We start from the raw sequence: 19,148 nt of genomic DNA on the forward strand, positions 1-19,148 counted from the left end.
TGTGGCGGCGGCATTTATGGCGGCCAAACCCACAGCCAGAGCCCCGAGGCCATGTTCACGCAGGTCTGCGGCTTGCGCACGGTGATGCCGTCCAACCCGTATGACGCCAAGGGCCTGCTGATCGCCTCCATCGAGAACGACGATCCCGTCATCTTTCTGGAACCCAAGCGCCTGTACAACGGCCCGTTCGACGGCCACCACGACCGCCCGGTGACCCCGTGGTCCAAACACCCGCAAGCCCAGGTGCCGGACGGCTACTACACGGTGCCGCTGGATGTGGCTGCCATCGTGCGTCCAGGCTCGGCCGTCACGGTGCTGACTTACGGCACCACCGTGTACGTGTCGCAAGTGGCCGCCGAAGAAACCGGCATCGACGCCGAAGTCATCGACCTGCGCAGCCTGTGGCCGCTGGACCTCGACACGCTGGTGGCTTCGGTCAAGAAAACAGGCCGCTGCGTCATCGTGCATGAAGCCACGCGCACCAATGGGCTGGGGGCGGAGCTCAGCGCGCTCATTCAGGAGCATTGCTTCTACCAATTGGAAGCGCCCATCGAGCGTGTCACCGGCTGGGACACGCCCTACCCGCACGCGCAGGAATGGTCATACTTTCCGGGGCCGGCGCGCGTTGGCGCCGCCCTGCAACGCGTGATGGAGGCCTGACATGAGCATACAAACCATCAAGATGCCCGACATCGGTGAAGGCATTGCCGAGGTCGAACTGGTGGCCTGGCATGTGCAGGTGGGTGACAGCGTGGCTGAAGACCAGATCCTGGCCGACGTCATGACCGACAAGGCCACGGTCGAAATTCCCTCACATGTGGCCGGCGTCGTGGTGTCACTCGATGCGGCTGTAGGTCAGGTGGTGGCCGTCGGCACCGAGATCATTCACATCGAGGTGCTTGTGGGGTCGACTTCAGTCGACTATGGCCGAGCAAAGACTGCCCCACAGTCGCCCACTATCCAACCCGTCGCAGCGTCTGCCCCACCGAATTCAGCCCCTTCCCCACAGGGTTCAAAACCCATCGCCGCACCCGCGGTTCGCCACCGTGCCTGGGAACTCGGCATTCAACTGGCCACGGTCAAGGGCACCGGCCCGGCCGGGCGCATCACGCAGGCGGACCTGGACGCGCACGCGCAGCACGGCGGCGCCAGCCCGGGCAAGGTAGCCAGCGACCCGCGCTATGCGCAAGGCACAGCGGAAGAAGCGGTTCCCGTGATCGGTCTGCGCCGCAAGATTGCGCAAAAGATGCAGGAAGCCAAGCGCCGCATTCCGCATTTCACCTATGTCGAAGAAATCGACGTCACCGAGCTCGAAGACCTGCGCGCGCGCCTGAACACGCAATATGGTGGTACACGCGGCAAACTCACGCTGCTGCCGTTTTTGATCCGTGCCATCGTGCTGGCGGTGCGGCAGCACCCCGAGGTCAACGCCCGATATGACGACGAGGCCGCCGTGGTCACGCGCTTTGCCGCCGTGCATCTGGGTCTGGCCACGCAGACCAGCGGCGGCCTGATGGTGCCGGTGATCCGACACGCCGAAACCCTCGATTTATGGGCCTGCGCCGCCGAGATCCTGCGCCTGGCCGAAGCCGCCCGCAGCGGCAAAGCCACGCGCGAGGAACTGAGTGGCTCGACCATCACCGTCACCAGTCTGGGACCGCTGGCTGGGATTGCCCATACCCCCGTCATCAACCATCCCGAGGTCGCCATCATCGGCCCGAACCGCATCGTCGAGCGGCCCATGATCAGGGGCGGGCTGGTGGTGGCGCGCAAGATGATGAACGTCTCGAGTTCGTTTGACCACCGGGTGGTGGACGGCATGAATGCGGCGGAGTTCATCCAGCAAATTCGCGGTTATCTGGAATGCCCGGGAACACTGCTGGTGACCTGAAATCGGTCTGGACTGTGGCACCATCGGTTCGTGCTTTTAAAAATTGATTCCGAACGCTGCCCATGAACCAAATGAACCCGCCCCTTGCCGACGTCTCGCTGGACGACAAGTACGTCAACACCCAGGGCCAGGCTTTCATGAGCGGCATGCAAGCGCTGGTGCGACTGCCCCTGACCCTGCACGAGCGCGGCGCGCGCGCGGGCAAAAAACTGGGTGGCTACATTTCAGGCTACCGCGGCTCACCGGTCGGCACCTACGACATGGCGCTGTGGGCGGCCCAGGCCCATCTGGACGCGCGTGACATCACGTTCCAGGCCGGCGTCAACGAGGAACTGGCCGCCACCGCCGTCTGGGGCAGCCAGCAAGTGCATTTGCTCGGTGACAGCGCCTTTGATGGCGTCTTTGGCCTGTGGTACGGCAAGGCGCCCGGGGTGGACCGCAGCATCGACGTGTTGCGCCATGCCAACCAGGCCGGCAGCTCGCCCCAGGGTGGTGTGCTGGCCATTGCCGGGGATGACCCCAATGCGGTGTCGAGCACCGTGACCGGCTGCTCGGATTACGACTTTGTCTCGGTCGGCATGCCGGTGCTCTACCCCGCCAGCGTGCAGGACATGCTCGACTTCGGTGTCATGGGCATTGAACTTTCCAAATACAGCGGCTGCTGGGTTGGCTACAAGGCCGTGACCGACATTGCCGAAAGCTCCGCCATTGTGGACCTGGACATCGACCGTGTGCGCGCCGACTGGCCCGAACTGCAGCAAACCGCCGATGTGCACATTCGCTGGCCCGACAACCGGGTCGAGCAGGAGCGCCGCCTGTATGAAGTCAAGCTGGCGCACGCCAAAAGCTTTGCGCGCTTTTCCGGCATCAACCGGATCAGCGGCGCGGCTACCGACGCACGCATCGGCATCATCTCGGCTGGCAAACCCTGGGCTGACCTGATGCAGGCGCTGCATGACCTGGGACTGAGCGAGCAGGATCTGGCGCAGCACGGCGTGCGCCTGCTCAAGCTGGGCATGATTTACCCGCTGGATGCGCAACAGATTCTTGAATTCACCCAAGGGCTGGAGACCGTGCTGGTGGTGGAAGAGAAACGTGCCCTGATCGAAGACCAGCTCAAAAGCATTTTGTTTGGCAGCGCGCCCTGCCCTGTTGTGCTGGGCAAACTCGGGCCCGATGGCCAGACGCTGATCCCGCAGCACGGCGAAACCAGCCCCGCGCTGCTGGCGCAGGTATTGGCCCGCAGCTTGCCCGAACTGGTCAGCAGCCCGGCGGCGCAAACCCGGCTCGCGCTGTGGCAGGCCAAGGCGCAAGCGCTGCAAAATGCCCCGGCGCTGGCAGCCCGCACGCCGTATTTTTGCTCCGGTTGCCCACACAACAGCTCGACCCAATTGCCCGAGGGCAGCATCGCCCTGGCCGGCATCGGCTGCCACTGGCTGACCCTGTTCATGGACCGGCAGACTGAGACCTTCAGCCAGATGGGCGGCGAAGGCGTGAGCTGGCTTGGCGCCATGAATTTTTCCAGCCGCCAACATGTCTTCACCAACCTGGGCGACGGCACCTACCACCACTCGGGCATCCTGGCGGTGCGGGCCGCCGTGTATGCCAAGGCCAACATCAGCTACAAGCTGCTCTACAACGACGCTGTGGCCATGACCGGGGGCCAGGCCATCTCTGATACCTTCTCGCCGCAGCAAATCGTGGCGCAGTTGCTGGCCGAGGGCGTGGGCCAAGTCGTGGTGGTGTCGGATCACCCGGAAAAGTACCAACAAATGGCGGCGCCCAACGGCGGTTTTCCCCAGGGGGTCACACTGCACGGCCGCGACGAACTTGACGGCTTGCAGCGCAAGCTGCGCGACACCGCTGGCGTCACGGTGCTGCTGTACGACCAGACCTGTGCCGCCGAGAAGCGGCGCCGGCGCAAGCGCGGCACGCTGGCCGACCCCGATGTACGCGCCTTCATCAACGAAGCCGTGTGCGAGGGCTGCGGCGACTGCTCGGTGCAATCCAACTGCATCTCAATCGAACCGCTGGAGACCGAACTCGGCCGCAAGCGCCAGATCAACCAGTCGTCCTGCAACAAGGACACCAAATGTGTCGACGGTTTTTGCCCGAGCTTTGTCACGCTGACCGGGGCCAGGCCGCGCAAGAGCACGCGAGCGCAGCAGCAAGCGCCCAATGCCACGCCGCCCTCGCCTCCCATGCCCGCGCCGCGACGCGCGCCCGTGCTGCCCGCGCATGAAACGGTCATCACCGGCATTGGCGGCACCGGCGTCATCACCATTGGCGCCATTCTGGCCATGGCTGCGCGCCTGGAAGGCCTGAGCGCCACCTGCCTGGACCAAACCGGCATCGCGCAAAAGAACGGCGCCGTGCTGTCGCATGTGCGTATTGCGCGCGATGCCTCACATTTGCACACACCACGTGTCGCCACGGCCAATGCCGACCTGGTGCTGGCTTGCGACATGATGGTGGCGGCCAGCCCGGCCGCCCTGGCGACCATGACACCGCGGCGCACCCGGGTGGCACTCAACACCCATCTGGCGCCGCACGCCGCCTTTGTGCTGAACCCGGTGGGCGCCGAGTTTGGCGAAGACCAGTTGCGCAGCGCCATCGACAACGCGGCGGGTGCCGAGCGCGTGCAGGCCCTCCCGGCCACGCGTCTGGCGACCCAGCTCTTTGGCGACGCCATTGCGGCCAACATGCTGATGCTGGGGTATGCCCTGCAGCAGGGCTGGCTGCCGGTGTCGCTGCAGGCGATCCAGCGCGCCATCGAGATCAACGGCGTTGCGGTGGCGGCCAACCTGGCCGCGCTGGACTGGGGCCGTCGCGCCGCGCTGGACCTCGACGCCGTGCTGCGCCAGAGCAGCCCGGCGCAGGTGGTACGCCTGGTCAGACCTGAAAAAGAAACGCTGGAGACCTTGATAGCGCGTCGCAGCACGGACCTGGTCGCCTACCAAAACCAGGCTTACGCCGCGCGTTTCGAGACCCTGGTGCGCCAAGTGCAACACGCCGAGCAACAAGCCCTGCCCGGCAGCGAGCGGTTGACCCGCACCGTGCTCACCCAGGCCTACCGGCTGATGGCCATCAAGGACGAGTACGAGGTGGCCCGGCTCTACACCGATGGCCGCTTCGAGAAACAACTGCGTGAACAGTTCGATGGGGACACCAAGCTGAGCTTCCATTTGGCGCCGCCTTTGTTGGCCAAGCGCGACCCCGCCACCGGCCACCTCAAAAAGAAGGCTTACGGCCCCTGGGTGTTGTCAGTGATGCGCGTGCTGACGCGCTTCAAGGGCCTGCGTGGCGGTTGGCTCGACCCCTTCTGCCAAACCGCTGAGCGGCGCCTGGAGCGAAGCCTGGCGCGGATGTACCCGGCCATGATCGAGGCCCTGCTGCCAAGCCTGACCGCCGGCAACCACGCCGCTGCCGTCAAGCTGGCCGGCATTGGGACGGAGGTGCGCGGCTTTGGCCATGTCAAGGAACGCCAGTTGCTGCAGGCGGGCCAGCAATGGCGGCAAGCCTGCCGGGGCACCGCGGCAGAACCGGTGGTGATGGCGTTTGTGGCAACCCTGCCAAGCAAAGAGCCCACAAGCTGATACATATCAGGGAAAACCCTGATATTCACCTTTAAGATTCGGCTTGATCGACAACTCGAACCCTGGAAGGTCAATGCGATGAACAACTCGTCCTTACCCAAACTGGTGCCATCGGCCATCGCCATCGGCATCGGCCTGCTGATCTGGTTTGGGATTCCGGTGCCGGAGAAAGTCACCCCGGAAGCCTGGCATTTGCTGGCCCTGTTCATTGGCACCATTGCCGCCATCATCGGCAAGGCGATGCCGATCGGCGCGCTGTCGATCATCGCCATTTCGCTGGTGGCCATCACCGGCGTGACCCGCCCGGGCAAGCCCGAGGGCGCCATTGCCGATGCCTTGAGCGGCTTTGCCAACCCGCTGATCTGGCTGATCGCGATTGCCGTGATGATTGCCGTGGCCCTGACCAAGACCGGGTTGGGCACCCGCATTGGCTACTACTTCATTTCCCTGTTCGGCAGGAAGACCCTGGGCGTGGCCTATGGTCTGGTCGTGTCGGAGCTGGTGATTGCCCCGGTGACCCCGAGCAACACGGCACGCGGCGGCGCCATCATCCACCCCATCATGCGTTCGATTGCCGATGCCTTTGGCTCGACCCCGGAACTCGGCACCTCGAAAAAAATTGCCCGTTATCTGGCGCTGGTGAACTACAACACCAACCCCATCACCTCGGCGATGTTCATCACCGCCACGGCACCCAACCCGCTGATCGTCGATCTGGTCGCCAAAGCCACCGACTCGGCCATCAAGATCACCTGGGGCCAGTGGGCGCTGGCCGCCCTGGTGCCCGGCCTGGTCATGCTGCTGGTGATGCCGCTGGTGCTGTATTTCCTGTTTCCGCCCGAGATCAAGAACACCCCCAACGCCAAGGAACTGGCCGACAGCGAGCTGGCCAAACTGGGGCCGATCAAAACTTCAGAAAAAATTACCTTGGGGGTTTTGGGCCTGATGCTGCTGATGTGGGCCAGCGTGCCGGCCTATTTGTTTGGTCCGGCCTACGAGATCAATGCCACCACCACCGCCTGGATCGGCCTGTCGCTGTTGCTGGTGACCGGCGTGCTGGACTGGGACGACATTCTGAAAGCCAAGAGCGCCTGGGACACCCTGATCTGGTTTGCGGCGCTGGTGATGATGGCCACCTTCCTGGGCAAGCTGGGCTTGATCGCCTGGTTTTCAAGCTCGATTCAAACCGGCATCAGCTACCTGGGCCTGGACTGGATGACCGGCACCGCCATTCTGGTGGCGATCTACTTTTACGCGCACTACTTCTTTGCCAGCACCACGGCGCACATCACCGCCATGTTTGCCGCTTTCTTCACCGCCGGGGTGGCGCTCGGTGCGCCGCCCATGCTGCTGGCGCTGGTGCTGGCGTTCTCGTCGTCTTTGATGATGTCATTGACCCACTACGGCACCGGCACCGCACCCATCATTTTTGGCTCGGGCTACACCACGCTCAATGAATGGTGGGGCGCCGGCCTGGTCATGAGCGTGGTCAACCTGCTCATCCTGATTGTCGTGGGCGGTATCTGGTGGTCGGTGCTGGGCTACCTCTGAACGTGGGCGTTAGCCCTTTTTGCCGCCCATGACCAGCAGCACGCCACCCACCACAATGGCGCCAATGCCGGCCCACAGCGGCACGTTGACGGTCTTCTTTTCCTGTACCGTCATTTCAAGCGGCCCGACTTTGAGCGCCGTGGTGTCCTTGGTGTAGCTGAAGCCACCGTAGACGAGCCCGAGGGCGCCCAACACGATGAGCACGACACCGACAAGTTTGATTGAATTCATGAAATCTCCTCTGTAACGCCTCACTCAAGCTTCGACACCGACGGCATCAGAGCGTGAAACACGCCAAGCATTTAAGCACGCCAGTTCACACAACTATGTGCTGTGCCGCACAGACGCTCAATGCGCCTTGTCCCAGTTCGGCCCCACCCCCACCTCGGCCAGCAGCGGCACCTTGAGGTGCGCGACCCCGGCCATGAGACGGGGCACCTCATGGCGCACCCAGTCCACCTCGGACGCGGGCACTTCGAACACCAGTTCGTCGTGCACCTGCATGATCATTTTGGTGGCGCGCTGCTCGGCGTCAATCACCTGCTGCACCTTGACCATGGCCAGCTTGATCAGGTCGGCCGCCGTGCCCTGCATGGGCGCGTTGATGGCGGCGCGCTCGGCACCGCTGCGCCGCGGCCCGTTGGGCGAATTGATCTCGGGCAGGTACAGGCGACGGCCAAACACGGTCTCGACGTAACCCTGCGCCTTGGCTTGCGCCCGGGTCTGGTCCATGTAGTGCTTCACGCCGGGGTAACGGTCAAAGTAGCGCGCGATGTAGTTTTTGGCGGCGGTGTTGTCGATGGCCAGTGCCTTGGCCAAGCCGTAGGCGCTCATGCCGTAAATCAGGCCGAAGTTGATGACCTTGGCGTAGCGGCGCTGCTCGCCGCTGACCTGCGCGGTGTCCACGCCAAAGATTTCGGCGGCGGTGGCGCGGTGCACGTCCATGCCGTCATGAAAGGCCAGCAGCAGGGCCGCGTCGCCACTGATGTGCGCCATGATGCGCAGCTCGATCTGGCTGTAGTCGGCGCTGGCAATGACGCAGCCGGGCGGCGCCACAAAGGCCTCGCGCACACGCCGGCCCTCAGGGGTGCGCACCGGAATGTTCTGCAGGTTGGGGTCGTTGCTGCTCAGGCGCCCGGTCACGGCCACGGCCTGCGCGTAATGGGTGTGCACGCGCCCGGTGCGCGGGTGCGCCAGCTGTGCCAGTTTGTCGGTATAGGTGCCCTTGAGCTTGGACAGGCTGCGGTGTTCCAGAATCTTGGCCGGCAGCGGGTAGTCTTCGGCCAGCTTTTGCAGCACCTCGTCGTCGGTGCTGGGCGTGCCGGTGGGGGTTTTCTTGACCACCGGCAAGCCGAGCTTGACGAAGAAAATCTCGCCAATCTGCTTCGGGCTGCTCAGGTTGAAAGGCTGGCCGGCCAGCTCGTGCGCTTCGGTCTCCAATTGCAGAATGCGCTTGCCGAGTTCGTGGCTTTGCGCCGCCAGCGTGGGCGCATCAATCAGCACTCCATTGCGCTCGATGCGGTACAGGGCCTCGCTGCTGGCGATCTCGAGCTCGTAGATAAAACGCAATTTGTCGTTGGCCTGGAGCAGCGGCCACAACACCCCATGCACGTCAAGTGTCATGTCGGAGTCTTCACACGAATACTCGGCCGCCTTGGCCACCTCGACCTGATCAAAACAGAGCTGGTTGACGCCCTTGCCGCACAGGTCTTCAAAGCTGATGCCGCTGCGCCCCAGGTGGCGCTCGGCCAGGCTGGCCAGGCCATGCGGCTTGGTGACTTCGAGCACGTAGCTTTGCAACATGGTGTCGTGCGCGTAGCCCTGCACCTCGATGCCGTGGTTGGCAAACACATGGCGGTCGTACTTGACATGCTGACCGAGCTTTTTGTGCTTGCCGTCCTCCAGCCAGGGTTTGAGTTTGGCCAAGACCTCGTCGATGGGCAACTGGGTGGGGGCATCCGGGTAGGCGTGGGCCAGCGGAATATAAGCCGCCTCGCCCGGGGTGACGCTGAAGCTGATGCCGACAATCTGCGCGCGCATTTCGTCCAGCGAAGTGGTCTCGGTGTCCACGGCCACCAGCTCGGCGGCCTGCAGCTTGGCCAGCCAATGATCGAAGGCGTCCCAGGTGAGGATGGTGTCGTAGCTGACGGTGCTGACGCGGGGGGTGACGGGGGCCGGCGCGGGTTCCAGATCGTCGAAGAGACCGGGTTCACGGTTGCTGGTGACGGACTTGACAGCGGAAATGGGGCCAGGGCCAGAGCCAGAGCCCGACCCCAACGCCCGCGCCAGGCCCTTGAAGCCGTATTTTTCATAAAACTCGGCCAGCGCTGCAGTGTTCATGCTGCCCACGGCAATGTCGTCCATGTCGGGCAAATCCGGCAGCCAGGCTTTCAGGTCGCAGTCGGTCTTGATGGTCAGCAGCAGGCGGCCGGTGGGCAGCCAGTCCAGCGATTTCCTCAAATTTTCTCCAACCGCCCCCTTGATGGTGTGGGCCTGGGCCACGATGGCGTCGAGCGAACCATATTCGTTGAGCCACTTGGCAGCCGTTTTGGGCCCGACCTTGGGCACGCCTGGCACGTTATCGATGGCATCGCCCACCAGAGTCTGGTAGTCCACCATCAGGCTGGGCGGCACGCCAAACTCGGCGGTGACCCCAGCCACGTCACGCACGCGGCCATTCATGGTGTCGATGATGGTGATGCGCTCGTTGACCAGCTGCGCCAGGTCCTTGTCGCCGCTGCTCACAATCACCTGCATGTCCTGCGCCGCAGCCGTGGCGGCCAGCGTGCCGATCACGTCATCAGCCTCGACGCCGGGCACGTCCAGAACCTTCCAGCCCATCAGCCGCACCACCTCGTGGATGGGCTCGATCTGGGCGCGCAAGTCGTCGGGCATGGGCGAGCGGTGGGCCTTGTACTCGGGGTACAAATCATCACGAAAGGTGGGGCCTTTGGCGTCAAAGACGCAGACGGCGTACGCAGCGGGCACCTCCTTGCGCAAGCTCTGCAGCATGTTGATCATGCCGCGAATAGCCCCGGTGGGCGCGCTGCCCGGGTCGCCCGGCACCGCGCGCAAGTCGGGCATGGCATGAAAAGCGCGGTACAGGTAGCTGGAGCCATCGACCAGCAGCAAGGTTTTGGGTGGGGCATTGTTCATGCCGGCATTTTGCCTGCAGCCGGGCGCACGGCCGCTTTATCTACAATCAAATGATGCGCTCAATTTATACCGTTCTCCCCCTCCTGCTGGCCTGTGGCCTGGCTTGGAGCCAAACTGCCACTCCCCCGTCCGAGGCCGCCAGTGCCACGGCGCAACGCGAGGCCCCGGCCAGGGCACAGGCGCGCGTTGAGCACCTTCAGGTCGAAGATGCCGGCGCACGCATTGACGAGGTGCGCGTGGGCGGCGAGACCCAAAGCATCACCGTGCAGCCCAAAGTCGGCATGCCTGCGTATCAGGTGGCGCCCAAAACAGGTGAACGCACCTGGAAAGTGCTGGGCTTCTGAGCCATGGCGGTTTACACCGAAGTCTCTTTTTCCGAGGCCGATGAGCTGCTGCAAGCGCTTGGCCTGGGCGCGTTAGAGAGTCTGCAAGGCTGCGTGGGCGGGATCGAGAACACCAATTATTTCGTCACCACCCAGCGCGACGGTCAGGCCCATGACTATGTGCTGACACTGTTTGAACGGCTGGGCTTTGAGCAATTGCCGTTCTATTTGCAGTTGATGAGCCACCTGGCGCAGCGTGGCATTGCAGTCCCCGAGCCGCATGCCAACGCCCAGGGTGAACTGGTGCTCCATGTCAAAGGCAAACCCGCCGCCGTGGTGGACAAATTGCACGGTGCCAGCGTGCTCACCCCCGGCCCGGTGCACTGCGCCCAGATGGGCGCCATGCTGGCTCGCATGCACCTGGCCGGGCGCGACTTCTCCTTGAGCCAGCCCAACCTGCGTGGCCTGAGCTGGTGGAACGACACGGTGCCCGAGGTTCTGCCCTACCTGAGCGACAGCCAGAAAACCCTGATCGCCGGCGAACTGGCTTATCAAAACGCGCTGGCCGCCCTGCCAAGCTATGCCGCCCTGCCGCGTGGCCCGATCCACGCCGACCTGTTCTGCAACAACGCCATGTTCAGCACGGTAGCCGGACAGCCGGTGCTGAGCGGTGTTTTTGACTTTTATTTTGCTGGCGTGGACAGTTGGCTGTTTGACTTGGCGGTGTGCCTGAATGACTGGTGCATCGACCAGGCCAGCGGCACGCACCTGGCGGTCAATGCGCACCATTTTCTGGCGGCCTACAACGCCGTGCGCCCACTGCAAGCCGCAGAAAAAGAACTGCTGCCCGCCCTGTTGCGCGCTGGTGCCTTGCGCTTCTGGCTGTCACGCCTGTGGGACTTTTACCTGCCGCGTCAGGCCAGCATGCTGCAAGCCCACGACCCGGTACATTTTGAACGCATCCTGCAACACCGGGCCAGCCAGGGACTCGACTATACGGCGCTGGAGGCGCTCCCATGAAACTCAAGCTCGTTCCTGCCCGCACGGGTGCTGTCTGGGTCAAGCTCGGCATGCAGACATTCCTCAAGCAACCACTGGCCTTGGCCGGCTTGTTTTTCATGTTCATGGCCGTCATGTCTGTAACCACCATGGTGCCCGTCGTCGGCTTGCCACTGGCCATGACACTGCTGCCTGCCGCCACGTTGGGCCTGATGGCCGCCACCCGCGAAGCTACGCAAGGCAAATTTCCGATGCCGCTGATTTTGTTCACGGCCTTGCGCGCCGGGCCGGCCAAGCTGCGCGCCATGCTGACGCTGGGCGCCCTGTACGCCGGCGGCTTCATGCTGGCCATGGGCGTCTCCTATTTGGTGGACGGCGGCGGCTTCGCCCGGCTTTACCTGGGCGGCAGCGCGCCCACGGCAGAGTTGCTGCAGTCGCCAGGCTTTCAAAGCGCGATGTGGACCTTCATTAGCTTGCACCTGCCGCTGTCACTGATGTTCTGGCACGCCCCGGCGCTGGTGTTCTGGCACGACTTGCCACCGCTGAAAAGCATGTTTTTCAGCATCGTTGCGTGTTTTCGCAATTTCTGGGCATTCACCGTGTTTGGCCTCGCCTGGATGGCGACCATCGTCGTCGCCGTGCTGACCCTTGGCACACTGGGCAGCGTGCTGGGCAACCCGGCGATGTTGGGCGTGATGCTGTTCCCGGCACTGATGCTGCTGGCGTCGATGTTTTTCACCTCGCTGTACTTTACCTACCGAGACAGTTTCGAACTTGAAACGCCGCTCCCGGCGCCAGACGCAGCGTGAGTCACGTTCACACCCTGGTCGGGCGCAACGAACGGGAACTGCTGTGGATGCAGCGCCGCAGTTTTGTTCAGGCCGCCAGCGTCTGGGTGGCCTTGGGTGGCGCGGCCTCGGCACAGGCCCAGCAGCGCAGCAATATCGTGGAACTGACGGGTGATGTGCTGCTCAACGGCCGGCGCCTGTTGCCTGGCCAGACCATCCAGAGCGGTGATGGAATCACGACAGGACCCAACTCGAACCTGATTTTTGTGCTGGGCGATTCCTCGTTCCAGGTGCGCCAGAACAGCCGCCTGGTGGTGGAGCGCGGCGCCAGCCCGAGCGTGGTGAGTGGGCTGCGTTTGCTCACGGGTGCGGTGATCGGCGTCTGGGGCAAGGGCACGCTGCGCCGCATTGCGACACCGACCGTGACCCTGGGCATACGCGGCACCGGCACCTACACCGAGGTCTTCCCGGAACAAGGCTTTCGCAGCTACTTTTGCAACTGCTACGGCACGGTGGAAGTGGGCGCGGGAACCGACAAGGTGCTCAGCCAGTCGGATTACCACCAGTCGTTCTGGGCCGAACCGGTCGCCAAAAACGGTCAATTCCTGTTTCCAGCCAAGGCCATCAACCACACCGATGAGGAACTGGAAGCGCTGGCGGGCTTGGTCAAGCAGCGCACCAACTGGCAGATTCTGGGCAAAAAGGGGCTCTGGAACGGGCGCGGCTACATGGAAGACGAGCCCGACAAACAGCACCCGGCTGAAGTCCAGGCCAAATAAACCGGAACACCGTACGCGGATGATGAGAAATTTCTTTGCGCTGACCCGGCTGACCCGTGTCGGGCTGCACCTGGTGCGGGGCCTCTGGATCGTGAACCGGCATTTCCCTGGCTGGCGGGCCGATCAAAAATCCGAGCGCATCCAGGCCTGGGCCCAGGCCGCGCTGGCGCTGCTGAGCATTGACCTGAAATTGAACGGCACGCCACCCGCGAAGGGCCCGGTGCTACTGGTCGCCAACCACGTGTCCTGGCTCGACATCGTGGTCTTGCTGGCCTCGTGCCACTGCCGCTTTGTGTCCAAGTCCGAAATCGACCGATGGCCGGTGGTGGGCGCGCTCACCCGCGCCGCAGGCACGCTGTTCATTGCCCGGAGTTCCCGGCGTGATGCCTTGCGCGTGGTGCACCAGATGGCAGAAAAACTGCACGCTGACAGCGGCATGGTGCTGGCCATTTTTCCCGAAGGCACCACCAGCAACGGGCTGCAGGTGCTGCCTTTTCACGCCAATCTGTTTCAAGCTGCCATTTCGGCCGACGCCCCGGTGCAAACCGTGGCCTTGCGCTTTGAGGATGCGGCCAGCGGCCAGCCCAGCCTGGCGGCCTGCTACATTGACGACGACACTTTTTTGGGTTCGGTATGGCGCACCCTGCGCGCACCACAGCAGCGCGTGGTGCTCAGTTTCGGACCAGCGCAACACTGCGCGGGACGCAACCGCCAGGCCTGGGCGGCGGACGCACGGACCGAGATTTCGGCCATGCTGAAGGCATGAGCCGGTTGAGGGATCAGGCCCCCAGAAAGTGTTTTCGGTAGCGCGCAGGCAGATCATCAATGCACATCAGCATGGGCAGATCGGCGGTGTTGAAGTCGGGGTCCCAGGCGGGCGCGCCCAACACCTTGGCGCCCAGGCGCAGATAACCCTTGATCAGCGCTGGAGGTTCCACCGCCAGGCTGCTGTCCAACTCGTCCACCGGCAGCGCCAACCGGGGCCGCACATGAAACTCGATCGGCGCCAAATGGGTGCTTTTGAGCTGGTGCCAGATGCTGGCCGCCACGTCACCACTGACCATGCCGTTATGCAACATCGGAATGCTGGCACAGCCGATCATGGTGTCGAGCTGGTTGCGCACCATGAATTCGGCCAGCGCACCCCACAGCGCCATGATGACGCCACCGTGGCGATGGTCCGGATGCACGCAACTGCGGCCAAGCTCGACCATGCGTTCACGCAAGGCACGCAGCCGCACCAGGTCGAATTCGGTGTCGCTGTAGGTGCTGCCCACGCGCTTGGCCTGGGCCGGGGTCAGCACCCGGTAAGTCCCCACCACTTGCTGGCTGGCAGCATCGCGCACCAACAGGTGTTCACAATAATTGTCAAACAGGTCGACGTCGTGACCCGGCACCGTGGTGGTCAGGCGGGCGCCCATCTCATCGGCAAAAACCTGGTACCTCAAGCGCTGGGCCTGACGGACTTCGTCAGCATGGCGGGCCCAGGACACTTGCAAGGGAGCGCGCTCGACCTTGGGCGCAGAAAGCAGCGTTTCCAGCTTGCCGGTACCAGGTCGGTGAAGTGACCCCCTGGGCATCGCGACCGGAGACAAGGCAAACGTCGGGGTGGGCAAATCTCTCATGTTGTACTCCTTGGTTGAACAACACGATGATGGCAAGCCCGGATGACGACTTCATGGCGAATTGATGTCAATACCGTGACATCAATTCACCCGGAATCAAGGCACGGGCGTGAGCTTGGCCACCGACAGCGCCAGCCACTTGACACCGTGGCGCGGAAAGTTGATTTGCGCCCGGGCATCGTCGCCCTTGCCCTCCAGCAACAACACCGTGCCTTCGCCAAACTTGGCATGAAACACCTTTTGCCCTGTGCGCAGACTGCCCTGCGCCTCGGCCTTGGGTTGCGTCACTGGCACGGGCGCAGCCGCTGCAAAGCGCGAATAATCCGTGCCGAAGGGGCTTGCCGGGCGCCTGCCATAGGCATTGGACTGGCCCGAATACAGGGCATCAGAAAAGCTGTCGGACTGACCCAAACCGGCGTGCTTGGGCGTGATCCATTTCAGCGCTTCTTCGGGCAGCTCTTCAAAGAATCGGCTGCGCAAGTTGTAGCGCGTCTGGCCGTGCAGCATGCGGGTCTGCGAATGGCTCAGGTAGAGGCGCTTGCGCGCGCGCGTGATGGCCACATACATCAGGCGGCGTTCCTCCTCCAGGCCGTCGCGGTCGTTCATGGAGTTCTCATGCGGGAACAGGCCCTCTTCGATGCCGGTGATGAACACGCCATCAAATTCCAGGCCCTTGCTGGCGTGCACCGTCATGAGCTGGATGGCGTCCTGGCCAGCCTGCGCCTGGTTGTCACCCGCCTCCAGCGCGGCGTGCGTCAAAAAGGCCGCCAGCGGTGACAGGGTTTCACCGGTTTCGGCGTCGGGCGCGGGAATGTCCAGCAGCGGCTGGTTCAGGTCCAGGCCCTGGGATGCGGGCGACTGGGTGAGCGGCTGACCCAGTTCGTCCACCGGCAGCGCCACGGCGTCGCGGCCAAAGCCCTCAAGGCTGACAAAACTCTCGGCGGCATTGACCAACTCCTCCAGGTTTTCCACCCGGTCGGCGCCTTCGCGGTCGGCCTTGTAGTGGTCGATCAGGCCGCTGTGATCCAGCGTGAGCTCAATTGTTTCGCGCAGACTCAAGCCCTGCGTTTGCTCGCGCAGCACGTCGATGCCCGCCAAAAAGGCGCCAATGTTGGTGCCCGCCTTGCCGCTGAGGCCACTGACGGCGTCGCTGAGCGAGCAACCGCTGGCACGCGCTGCATCCTGCAACTGCTCCAGGCTGCGCATGCCGATGCCGCGCGGCGGAAAGTTGACCGCGCGCAAAAAACTGGTGTCGTCGCGCGGGTTCTCCAGCAGGCGAAGATAGGCCAGCGCGTTCTTGATTTCGGCGCGCTCAAAAAAGCGCAAGCCGCCATACACCTTGTACGGCATGCCGGCATTGAACAGCGCGGTCTCGATGACCCGGCTTTGCGCGTTGGAACGGTAAAGCACGGCAATTTCCTTGCGCTCATAACCCTCGCGCACCAACTGCTTCATCTCGTCGACCATCCACTTGGCCTCGGCAAAGTCGCTGGGCGACTCAAACACCCGCACCGGCTCACCCGGACCCTGGGCGGTGCGCAGGTTCTTGCCCAGGCGTTTGCTGTTATGGCCGATCAATGCATTGGCGCTGTCCAGAATGTTGCTGCCGCTGCGGTAGTTTTCCTCCAGCTTGATCTGGTGACGCACGCCAAATTCGCGCACAAAGTCGGCCATGTTGCCCACCCGCGCGCCGCGAAAGGCGTAAATGCTCTGGTCATCGTCCCCAACGGCCAGCACACAACCGGTGGGCTGAAAGGCACCGTCTACCGTGCTGTGGGCGCCGGTGCCAGCCAGCATCTTGATCCAGGCGTATTGCAGCTTGTTGGTATCCTGAAACTCGTCGATCAGAATGTGCCTGAAGCGGCGCTGGTAGTGCTCACGAATCGGATCGTTGTCGCGCAGCAGTTCATAGCTGCGCAGCATCAGCTCACCAAAGTCGACCACGCCTTCGCGCTGGCACTGCTCCTCGTACAGCTGGTAGATCTCGATCTTCTTGCGCGTTTCGTCGTCGCGCGCCTCGACCATGTTCGGGCGCAGGCCGTCTTCCTTGCAGCCGCCAATGAACCACTGCATTTGCTTGGGTGGAAAACGCTCGTCATCAATGCCGAACTGCTTGTACAGACGCTTGATGGATGACAACTGGTCTTGCATGTCCAGAATCTGGAAACTCTGCGGCAGGTTCGCCAGTTTGTAATGGGCGCGTAAAAAGCGGTTGCACAGGCCGTGGAAGGTGCCAATCCACATGCCGCGCACATTGAGCGGCAACATGGCTGCAAGGCGCGTCATCATCTCCTTGGCAGCCTTGTTGGTGAAGGTGACCGCCAGGATACCGCCGGGCGACACCTGCCCGGTTTGCAGCAGCCAGGCAATGCGGGTGGTCAGCACCCGGGTCTTGCCGGAGCCCGCCCCGGCCAGAATCAGTGCATGTTCGGCCGGCAAGGTGACAGCGGCCAGCTGCTCGGGGTTCAGGTTGTTCAGCAGGCCGGCATCTGGCGCGCTGGGAGGAGTCAGGTTTGAAAACATGAGGGCATTGTAGAAAGCCGCCCGACTTCGATAGAATCAAGCACCGGGCCCAAGCAATTGCGGCCCGGTTTTTTTTGATAGGCGCCAGACCATGGAAATTTTTGACTACGACAACATCCTGCTGCTGCCCCGCAAATGCCGGGTGGAAAGCCGCTCCGAGTGCGATGCCAGCGTGGAACTGGGGCCGCGGCGCTTTCGCATTCCGGTGGTGCCCGCCAACATGAAGACCGTGGTGAGCGAGGACATCTGCATCTGGCTGGCGCAAAACAACTACTTTTACGTGATGCACCGCTTCGACCTGGACAACGTGCAGTTTGTCAAAGCCATGCACGCGCGCGGCCTGTACGCCTCCATTTCCCTGGGCGTCAAGAAAGCGGATTACGACACGGTCGACCAATTGGTGGCTTTGGACCTGGCGCCGGAGTACATCACCATCGACATCGCCCACGGCCACTCGGACAACGTGAAAAACATGATCGGCTACCTGCGCGAAAAAATCCCGAGCACCTTCATCATTGCCGGCAACGTGGCCACGCCCGAGGCGGTGATCGACCTGGAAAACTGGGGTGCCGATGCCACCAAGGTCGGCATTGGCCCGGGCAAGGTCTGCATCACCAAGCTCAAGACCGGCTTTGGCACCGGCGGATGGCAGCTGAGCGCAGTGAAATGGTGCGCCCGCGTAGCCACCAAACCCATCATTGCCGACGGCGGCATCCGCGACCACGGCGACATTGCCAAGAGCATCCGCTTTGGCGCCACCATGGTCATGATTGGCTCGCTGTTCGCCGGCCACGAGGAAAGCCCGGGGCAGACGGTGGAAGTGGACGGCAAGCTCTACAAGGAATATTACGGCTCGGCCAGCGACTTCAACAAGGGCGAGTACAAACACGTCGAAGGCAAGCGCATTCTGGAACCCATCAAGGGCAAGCTGGCCGGCACGCTGATCGAGATGGAGCAGGACGTGCAAAGCTCCATCAGCTACTCCGGTGGCAAGAAACTGATGGACATCCGCAAGGTCAATTACGTCACCCTGGGCGGTGACAACGCGGGTGAGCATTTGCTGATGTAAACCCGCGCTGAAGCCATGCTTCAACGACCTTTCAGGGTTTAGCCCCCTTGCTGATCAACAGGTCAATGATGTCCGTGCATTGCGCCTGTTGCGCCAGAGACAAAGGCGTTTCGCCCTTGCGGGTGCGCGCAGAGACATCGGCACCTTTATTGATCAACAGTTCCGCAATGTCGATCGTGCCCCCCGAGAGCGCGAGCAACAGCGGCGTGTAGCCCAGGGCGTCACGCACATTGATGTGGGCGCCTTTTTTAATCAAGGTTTCGGCAATGTCCCGGTAGCCAAATGTGGGCTTGCCGCACGCCAGCATCAGCGGCGTCAAACCCAGTTTGTCCTTTTCATTGACGTCGGCACCCGCATTCAGAAGAATCCTGGCAATGATGGTGTAGCCCTTCTTCAAGGCCACCAGCAGCGGCGGCGTCCCGTTGTCGTCGGTCAGGTGGATGTTGAAATTGGCCCGGACAAACAAATCGATGAGTTCCACATCGCCATTTTCCAGTGCCCTCAAGAAACTATTTCCATTGAGAAAAACGCCGCGTTTTTCCAGTTCCCGGATCGCGGTTTCCTTCTTTTCTACCGCGAGAAAAGTCTCCAGCATTCTGAATTCCCGCAAGGCATTGATCTCTTGGGTCGCCTCAGGCGCAAAGCCCTTGCGTCCTCCGCGTTTGTCGATCAGCAGATCACTCAGGTAGTCATCGATTTCTGGCGTCTCCCAGAGCTCATCGATCTTGTTGAGCACACGGTCATGGTGCTGTTCAAGATAGACCGGATAGTCTTCTCCCAAGCCTGCAAGAAGAGGATGTTTCATGGTTGTATCCCAGAGGATAAAGAAGATAGTCTAGTCCTGTGGA

15 protein-coding genes are annotated in these 19,148 nt (G+C 62.7%); 10 read left to right on the forward strand and 5 right to left on the reverse strand.

The annotated features are described in order from the left end of the window. From Q7U49_RS00880 to Q7U49_RS00895, 4 genes are all read left to right on the forward strand, one after another. Positions 1 to 660: alpha-ketoacid dehydrogenase subunit beta (locus tag Q7U49_RS00880; RefSeq protein WP_304761832.1), on the forward strand; the 660-nt coding region annotated here is incomplete at its 5' end. A 1-nt stretch (position 661) separates the two neighbouring features. After that, entirely contained in the window at positions 662 to 1,891 is a 1,230-nt protein-coding gene (locus Q7U49_RS00885; RefSeq protein WP_304761834.1) for a dihydrolipoamide acetyltransferase family protein, read from the forward strand. Between the two features lie 71 nt (positions 1,892 to 1,962). Continuing rightward, the gene (locus Q7U49_RS00890; protein WP_304761836.1) at positions 1,963 to 5,487 is read left to right on the forward strand and encodes an indolepyruvate ferredoxin oxidoreductase family protein; all 3,525 of its coding nucleotides are present in this window, start codon (positions 1,963 to 1,965) and stop codon (positions 5,485 to 5,487) included. Between the two features lie 78 nt (positions 5,488 to 5,565). Next, positions 5,566 to 7,038, forward strand: a complete 1,473-nt coding sequence (locus Q7U49_RS00895) for a DASS family sodium-coupled anion symporter (protein ID WP_304761838.1) — start codon at positions 5,566 to 5,568, stop codon at positions 7,036 to 7,038. Between the two features lie 9 nt (positions 7,039 to 7,047). On the opposite strand, the gene Q7U49_RS00900 is transcribed toward Q7U49_RS00895, so the two are convergent. Beyond that, entirely contained in the window at positions 7,048 to 7,269 is a 222-nt protein-coding gene (locus tag Q7U49_RS00900) for a hypothetical protein (RefSeq protein ID WP_304728730.1), read from the reverse strand. 117 nt (positions 7,270 to 7,386) lie between these two features. Next, on the reverse strand, positions 7,387 to 10,194 hold the full coding sequence (polA, locus tag Q7U49_RS00905; protein ID WP_304761840.1) for a DNA polymerase I: 2,808 nt from the start codon (positions 10,192 to 10,194) through the stop codon (positions 7,387 to 7,389). Positions 10,195 to 10,247: 53 nt separating this feature from the next. On the opposite strand from polA, the gene Q7U49_RS00910 reads away from it, so the two are divergent. Genes Q7U49_RS00910 through Q7U49_RS00930 form a run of 5 tightly spaced genes read left to right on the forward strand, consistent with a single transcriptional unit; the run spans position 10,248 to position 13,849 of the window. Then, on the forward strand, positions 10,248 to 10,538 hold the full coding sequence (locus Q7U49_RS00910) for a hypothetical protein (protein WP_304761842.1): 291 nt from the start codon (positions 10,248 to 10,250) through the stop codon (positions 10,536 to 10,538). A 3-nt stretch (positions 10,539 to 10,541) separates the two neighbouring features. Continuing rightward, positions 10,542 to 11,537 carry a homoserine kinase gene (locus Q7U49_RS00915; RefSeq protein WP_304761844.1) on the forward strand — a complete coding sequence of 332 codons (996 nt, stop codon included), beginning with the start codon at positions 10,542 to 10,544 and terminating at the stop codon, positions 11,535 to 11,537. Further along, positions 11,534 to 12,325, forward strand: coding sequence for a BPSS1780 family membrane protein (locus Q7U49_RS00920; protein WP_304761846.1), 792 nt, complete (start codon positions 11,534 to 11,536; stop codon positions 12,323 to 12,325). Before Q7U49_RS00915 ends, Q7U49_RS00920 begins: the two co-directional genes overlap by 4 nt. Next, positions 12,322 to 13,083 (forward strand): iron dicitrate transport regulator FecR, encoded by a 762-nt coding sequence (locus Q7U49_RS00925; protein WP_304761847.1) that lies wholly within the window; start codon positions 12,322 to 12,324, stop codon positions 13,081 to 13,083. Before Q7U49_RS00920 ends, Q7U49_RS00925 begins: the two co-directional genes overlap by 4 nt. Positions 13,084 to 13,105: 22 nt before the next feature. Next, complete coding sequence (locus tag Q7U49_RS00930) at positions 13,106 to 13,849, forward strand: 1-acyl-sn-glycerol-3-phosphate acyltransferase (RefSeq protein WP_304761849.1); 744 nt, start codon at positions 13,106 to 13,108, stop codon at positions 13,847 to 13,849. 13 nt (positions 13,850 to 13,862) lie between these two features. On the opposite strand, the gene Q7U49_RS00935 is transcribed toward Q7U49_RS00930, so the two are convergent. Then, the gene (locus Q7U49_RS00935) at positions 13,863 to 14,708 is read right to left on the reverse strand and encodes a GNAT family N-acetyltransferase (RefSeq protein WP_304761851.1); all 846 of its coding nucleotides are present in this window, start codon (positions 14,706 to 14,708) and stop codon (positions 13,863 to 13,865) included. A gap of 96 nt (positions 14,709 to 14,804) precedes the next feature. After that, positions 14,805 to 17,231 (reverse strand): UvrD-helicase domain-containing protein, encoded by a 2,427-nt coding sequence (locus Q7U49_RS00940; protein WP_304761852.1) that lies wholly within the window; start codon positions 17,229 to 17,231, stop codon positions 14,805 to 14,807. Between the two features lie 91 nt (positions 17,232 to 17,322). Between Q7U49_RS00940 and Q7U49_RS00945 the strand changes: the two genes are divergently transcribed. Then, positions 17,323 to 18,300, forward strand: a complete 978-nt coding sequence (locus Q7U49_RS00945; protein ID WP_304761854.1) for a GMP reductase — start codon at positions 17,323 to 17,325, stop codon at positions 18,298 to 18,300. 31 nt (positions 18,301 to 18,331) lie between these two features. Here Q7U49_RS00945 and Q7U49_RS00950 read toward each other — a convergent pair whose 3' ends face one another. Beyond that, a complete protein-coding gene (locus Q7U49_RS00950; RefSeq protein ID WP_304761856.1) occupies positions 18,332 to 19,105 on the reverse strand; it encodes an ankyrin repeat domain-containing protein in 774 nt (257 codons plus the stop codon). Between the last annotated feature and the right edge of the window lie 43 nt (positions 19,106 to 19,148).

Origin of the sequence: Rhodoferax sp. (assembly GCF_030653815.1) — a bacterium.
GTDB lineage: Bacteria > Pseudomonadota > Gammaproteobacteria > Burkholderiales > Burkholderiaceae_C > Rhodoferax.

Excerpts from the sequence above, each read along its gene's own strand:
- Q7U49_RS00950 (WP_304761856.1), bottom strand. The coding sequence starts at position 19,105 with ATGAAACATCCTCTTCTTGCAGGCTTGGGAGAAGACTATCCGGTCTAT.
- Q7U49_RS00945 (WP_304761854.1), top strand. The coding sequence starts at position 17,323 with ATGGAAATTTTTGACTACGACAACATCCTGCTGCTGCCCCGCAAATGC.
- Q7U49_RS00940 (WP_304761852.1), bottom strand. The coding sequence starts at position 17,231 with ATGTTTTCAAACCTGACTCCTCCCAGCGCGCCAGATGCCGGCCTGCTG.
- Q7U49_RS00890 (WP_304761836.1), top strand. The coding sequence starts at position 1,963 with ATGAACCCGCCCCTTGCCGACGTCTCGCTGGACGACAAGTACGTCAAC.
- Q7U49_RS00935 (WP_304761851.1), bottom strand. The coding sequence starts at position 14,708 with ATGAGAGATTTGCCCACCCCGACGTTTGCCTTGTCTCCGGTCGCGATG.
- Q7U49_RS00910 (WP_304761842.1), top strand. The coding sequence starts at position 10,248 with ATGCGCTCAATTTATACCGTTCTCCCCCTCCTGCTGGCCTGTGGCCTG.
- Q7U49_RS00920 (WP_304761846.1), top strand. The coding sequence starts at position 11,534 with ATGAAACTCAAGCTCGTTCCTGCCCGCACGGGTGCTGTCTGGGTCAAG.
- polA (WP_304761840.1), bottom strand. The coding sequence starts at position 10,194 with ATGAACAATGCCCCACCCAAAACCTTGCTGCTGGTCGATGGCTCCAGC.
- Q7U49_RS00930 (WP_304761849.1), top strand. The coding sequence starts at position 13,106 with ATGAGAAATTTCTTTGCGCTGACCCGGCTGACCCGTGTCGGGCTGCAC.
- Q7U49_RS00915 (WP_304761844.1), top strand. The coding sequence starts at position 10,542 with ATGGCGGTTTACACCGAAGTCTCTTTTTCCGAGGCCGATGAGCTGCTG.
- Q7U49_RS00900 (WP_304728730.1), bottom strand. The coding sequence starts at position 7,269 with ATGAATTCAATCAAACTTGTCGGTGTCGTGCTCATCGTGTTGGGCGCC.
- Q7U49_RS00895 (WP_304761838.1), top strand. The coding sequence starts at position 5,566 with ATGAACAACTCGTCCTTACCCAAACTGGTGCCATCGGCCATCGCCATC.
- Q7U49_RS00885 (WP_304761834.1), top strand. The coding sequence starts at position 662 with ATGAGCATACAAACCATCAAGATGCCCGACATCGGTGAAGGCATTGCC.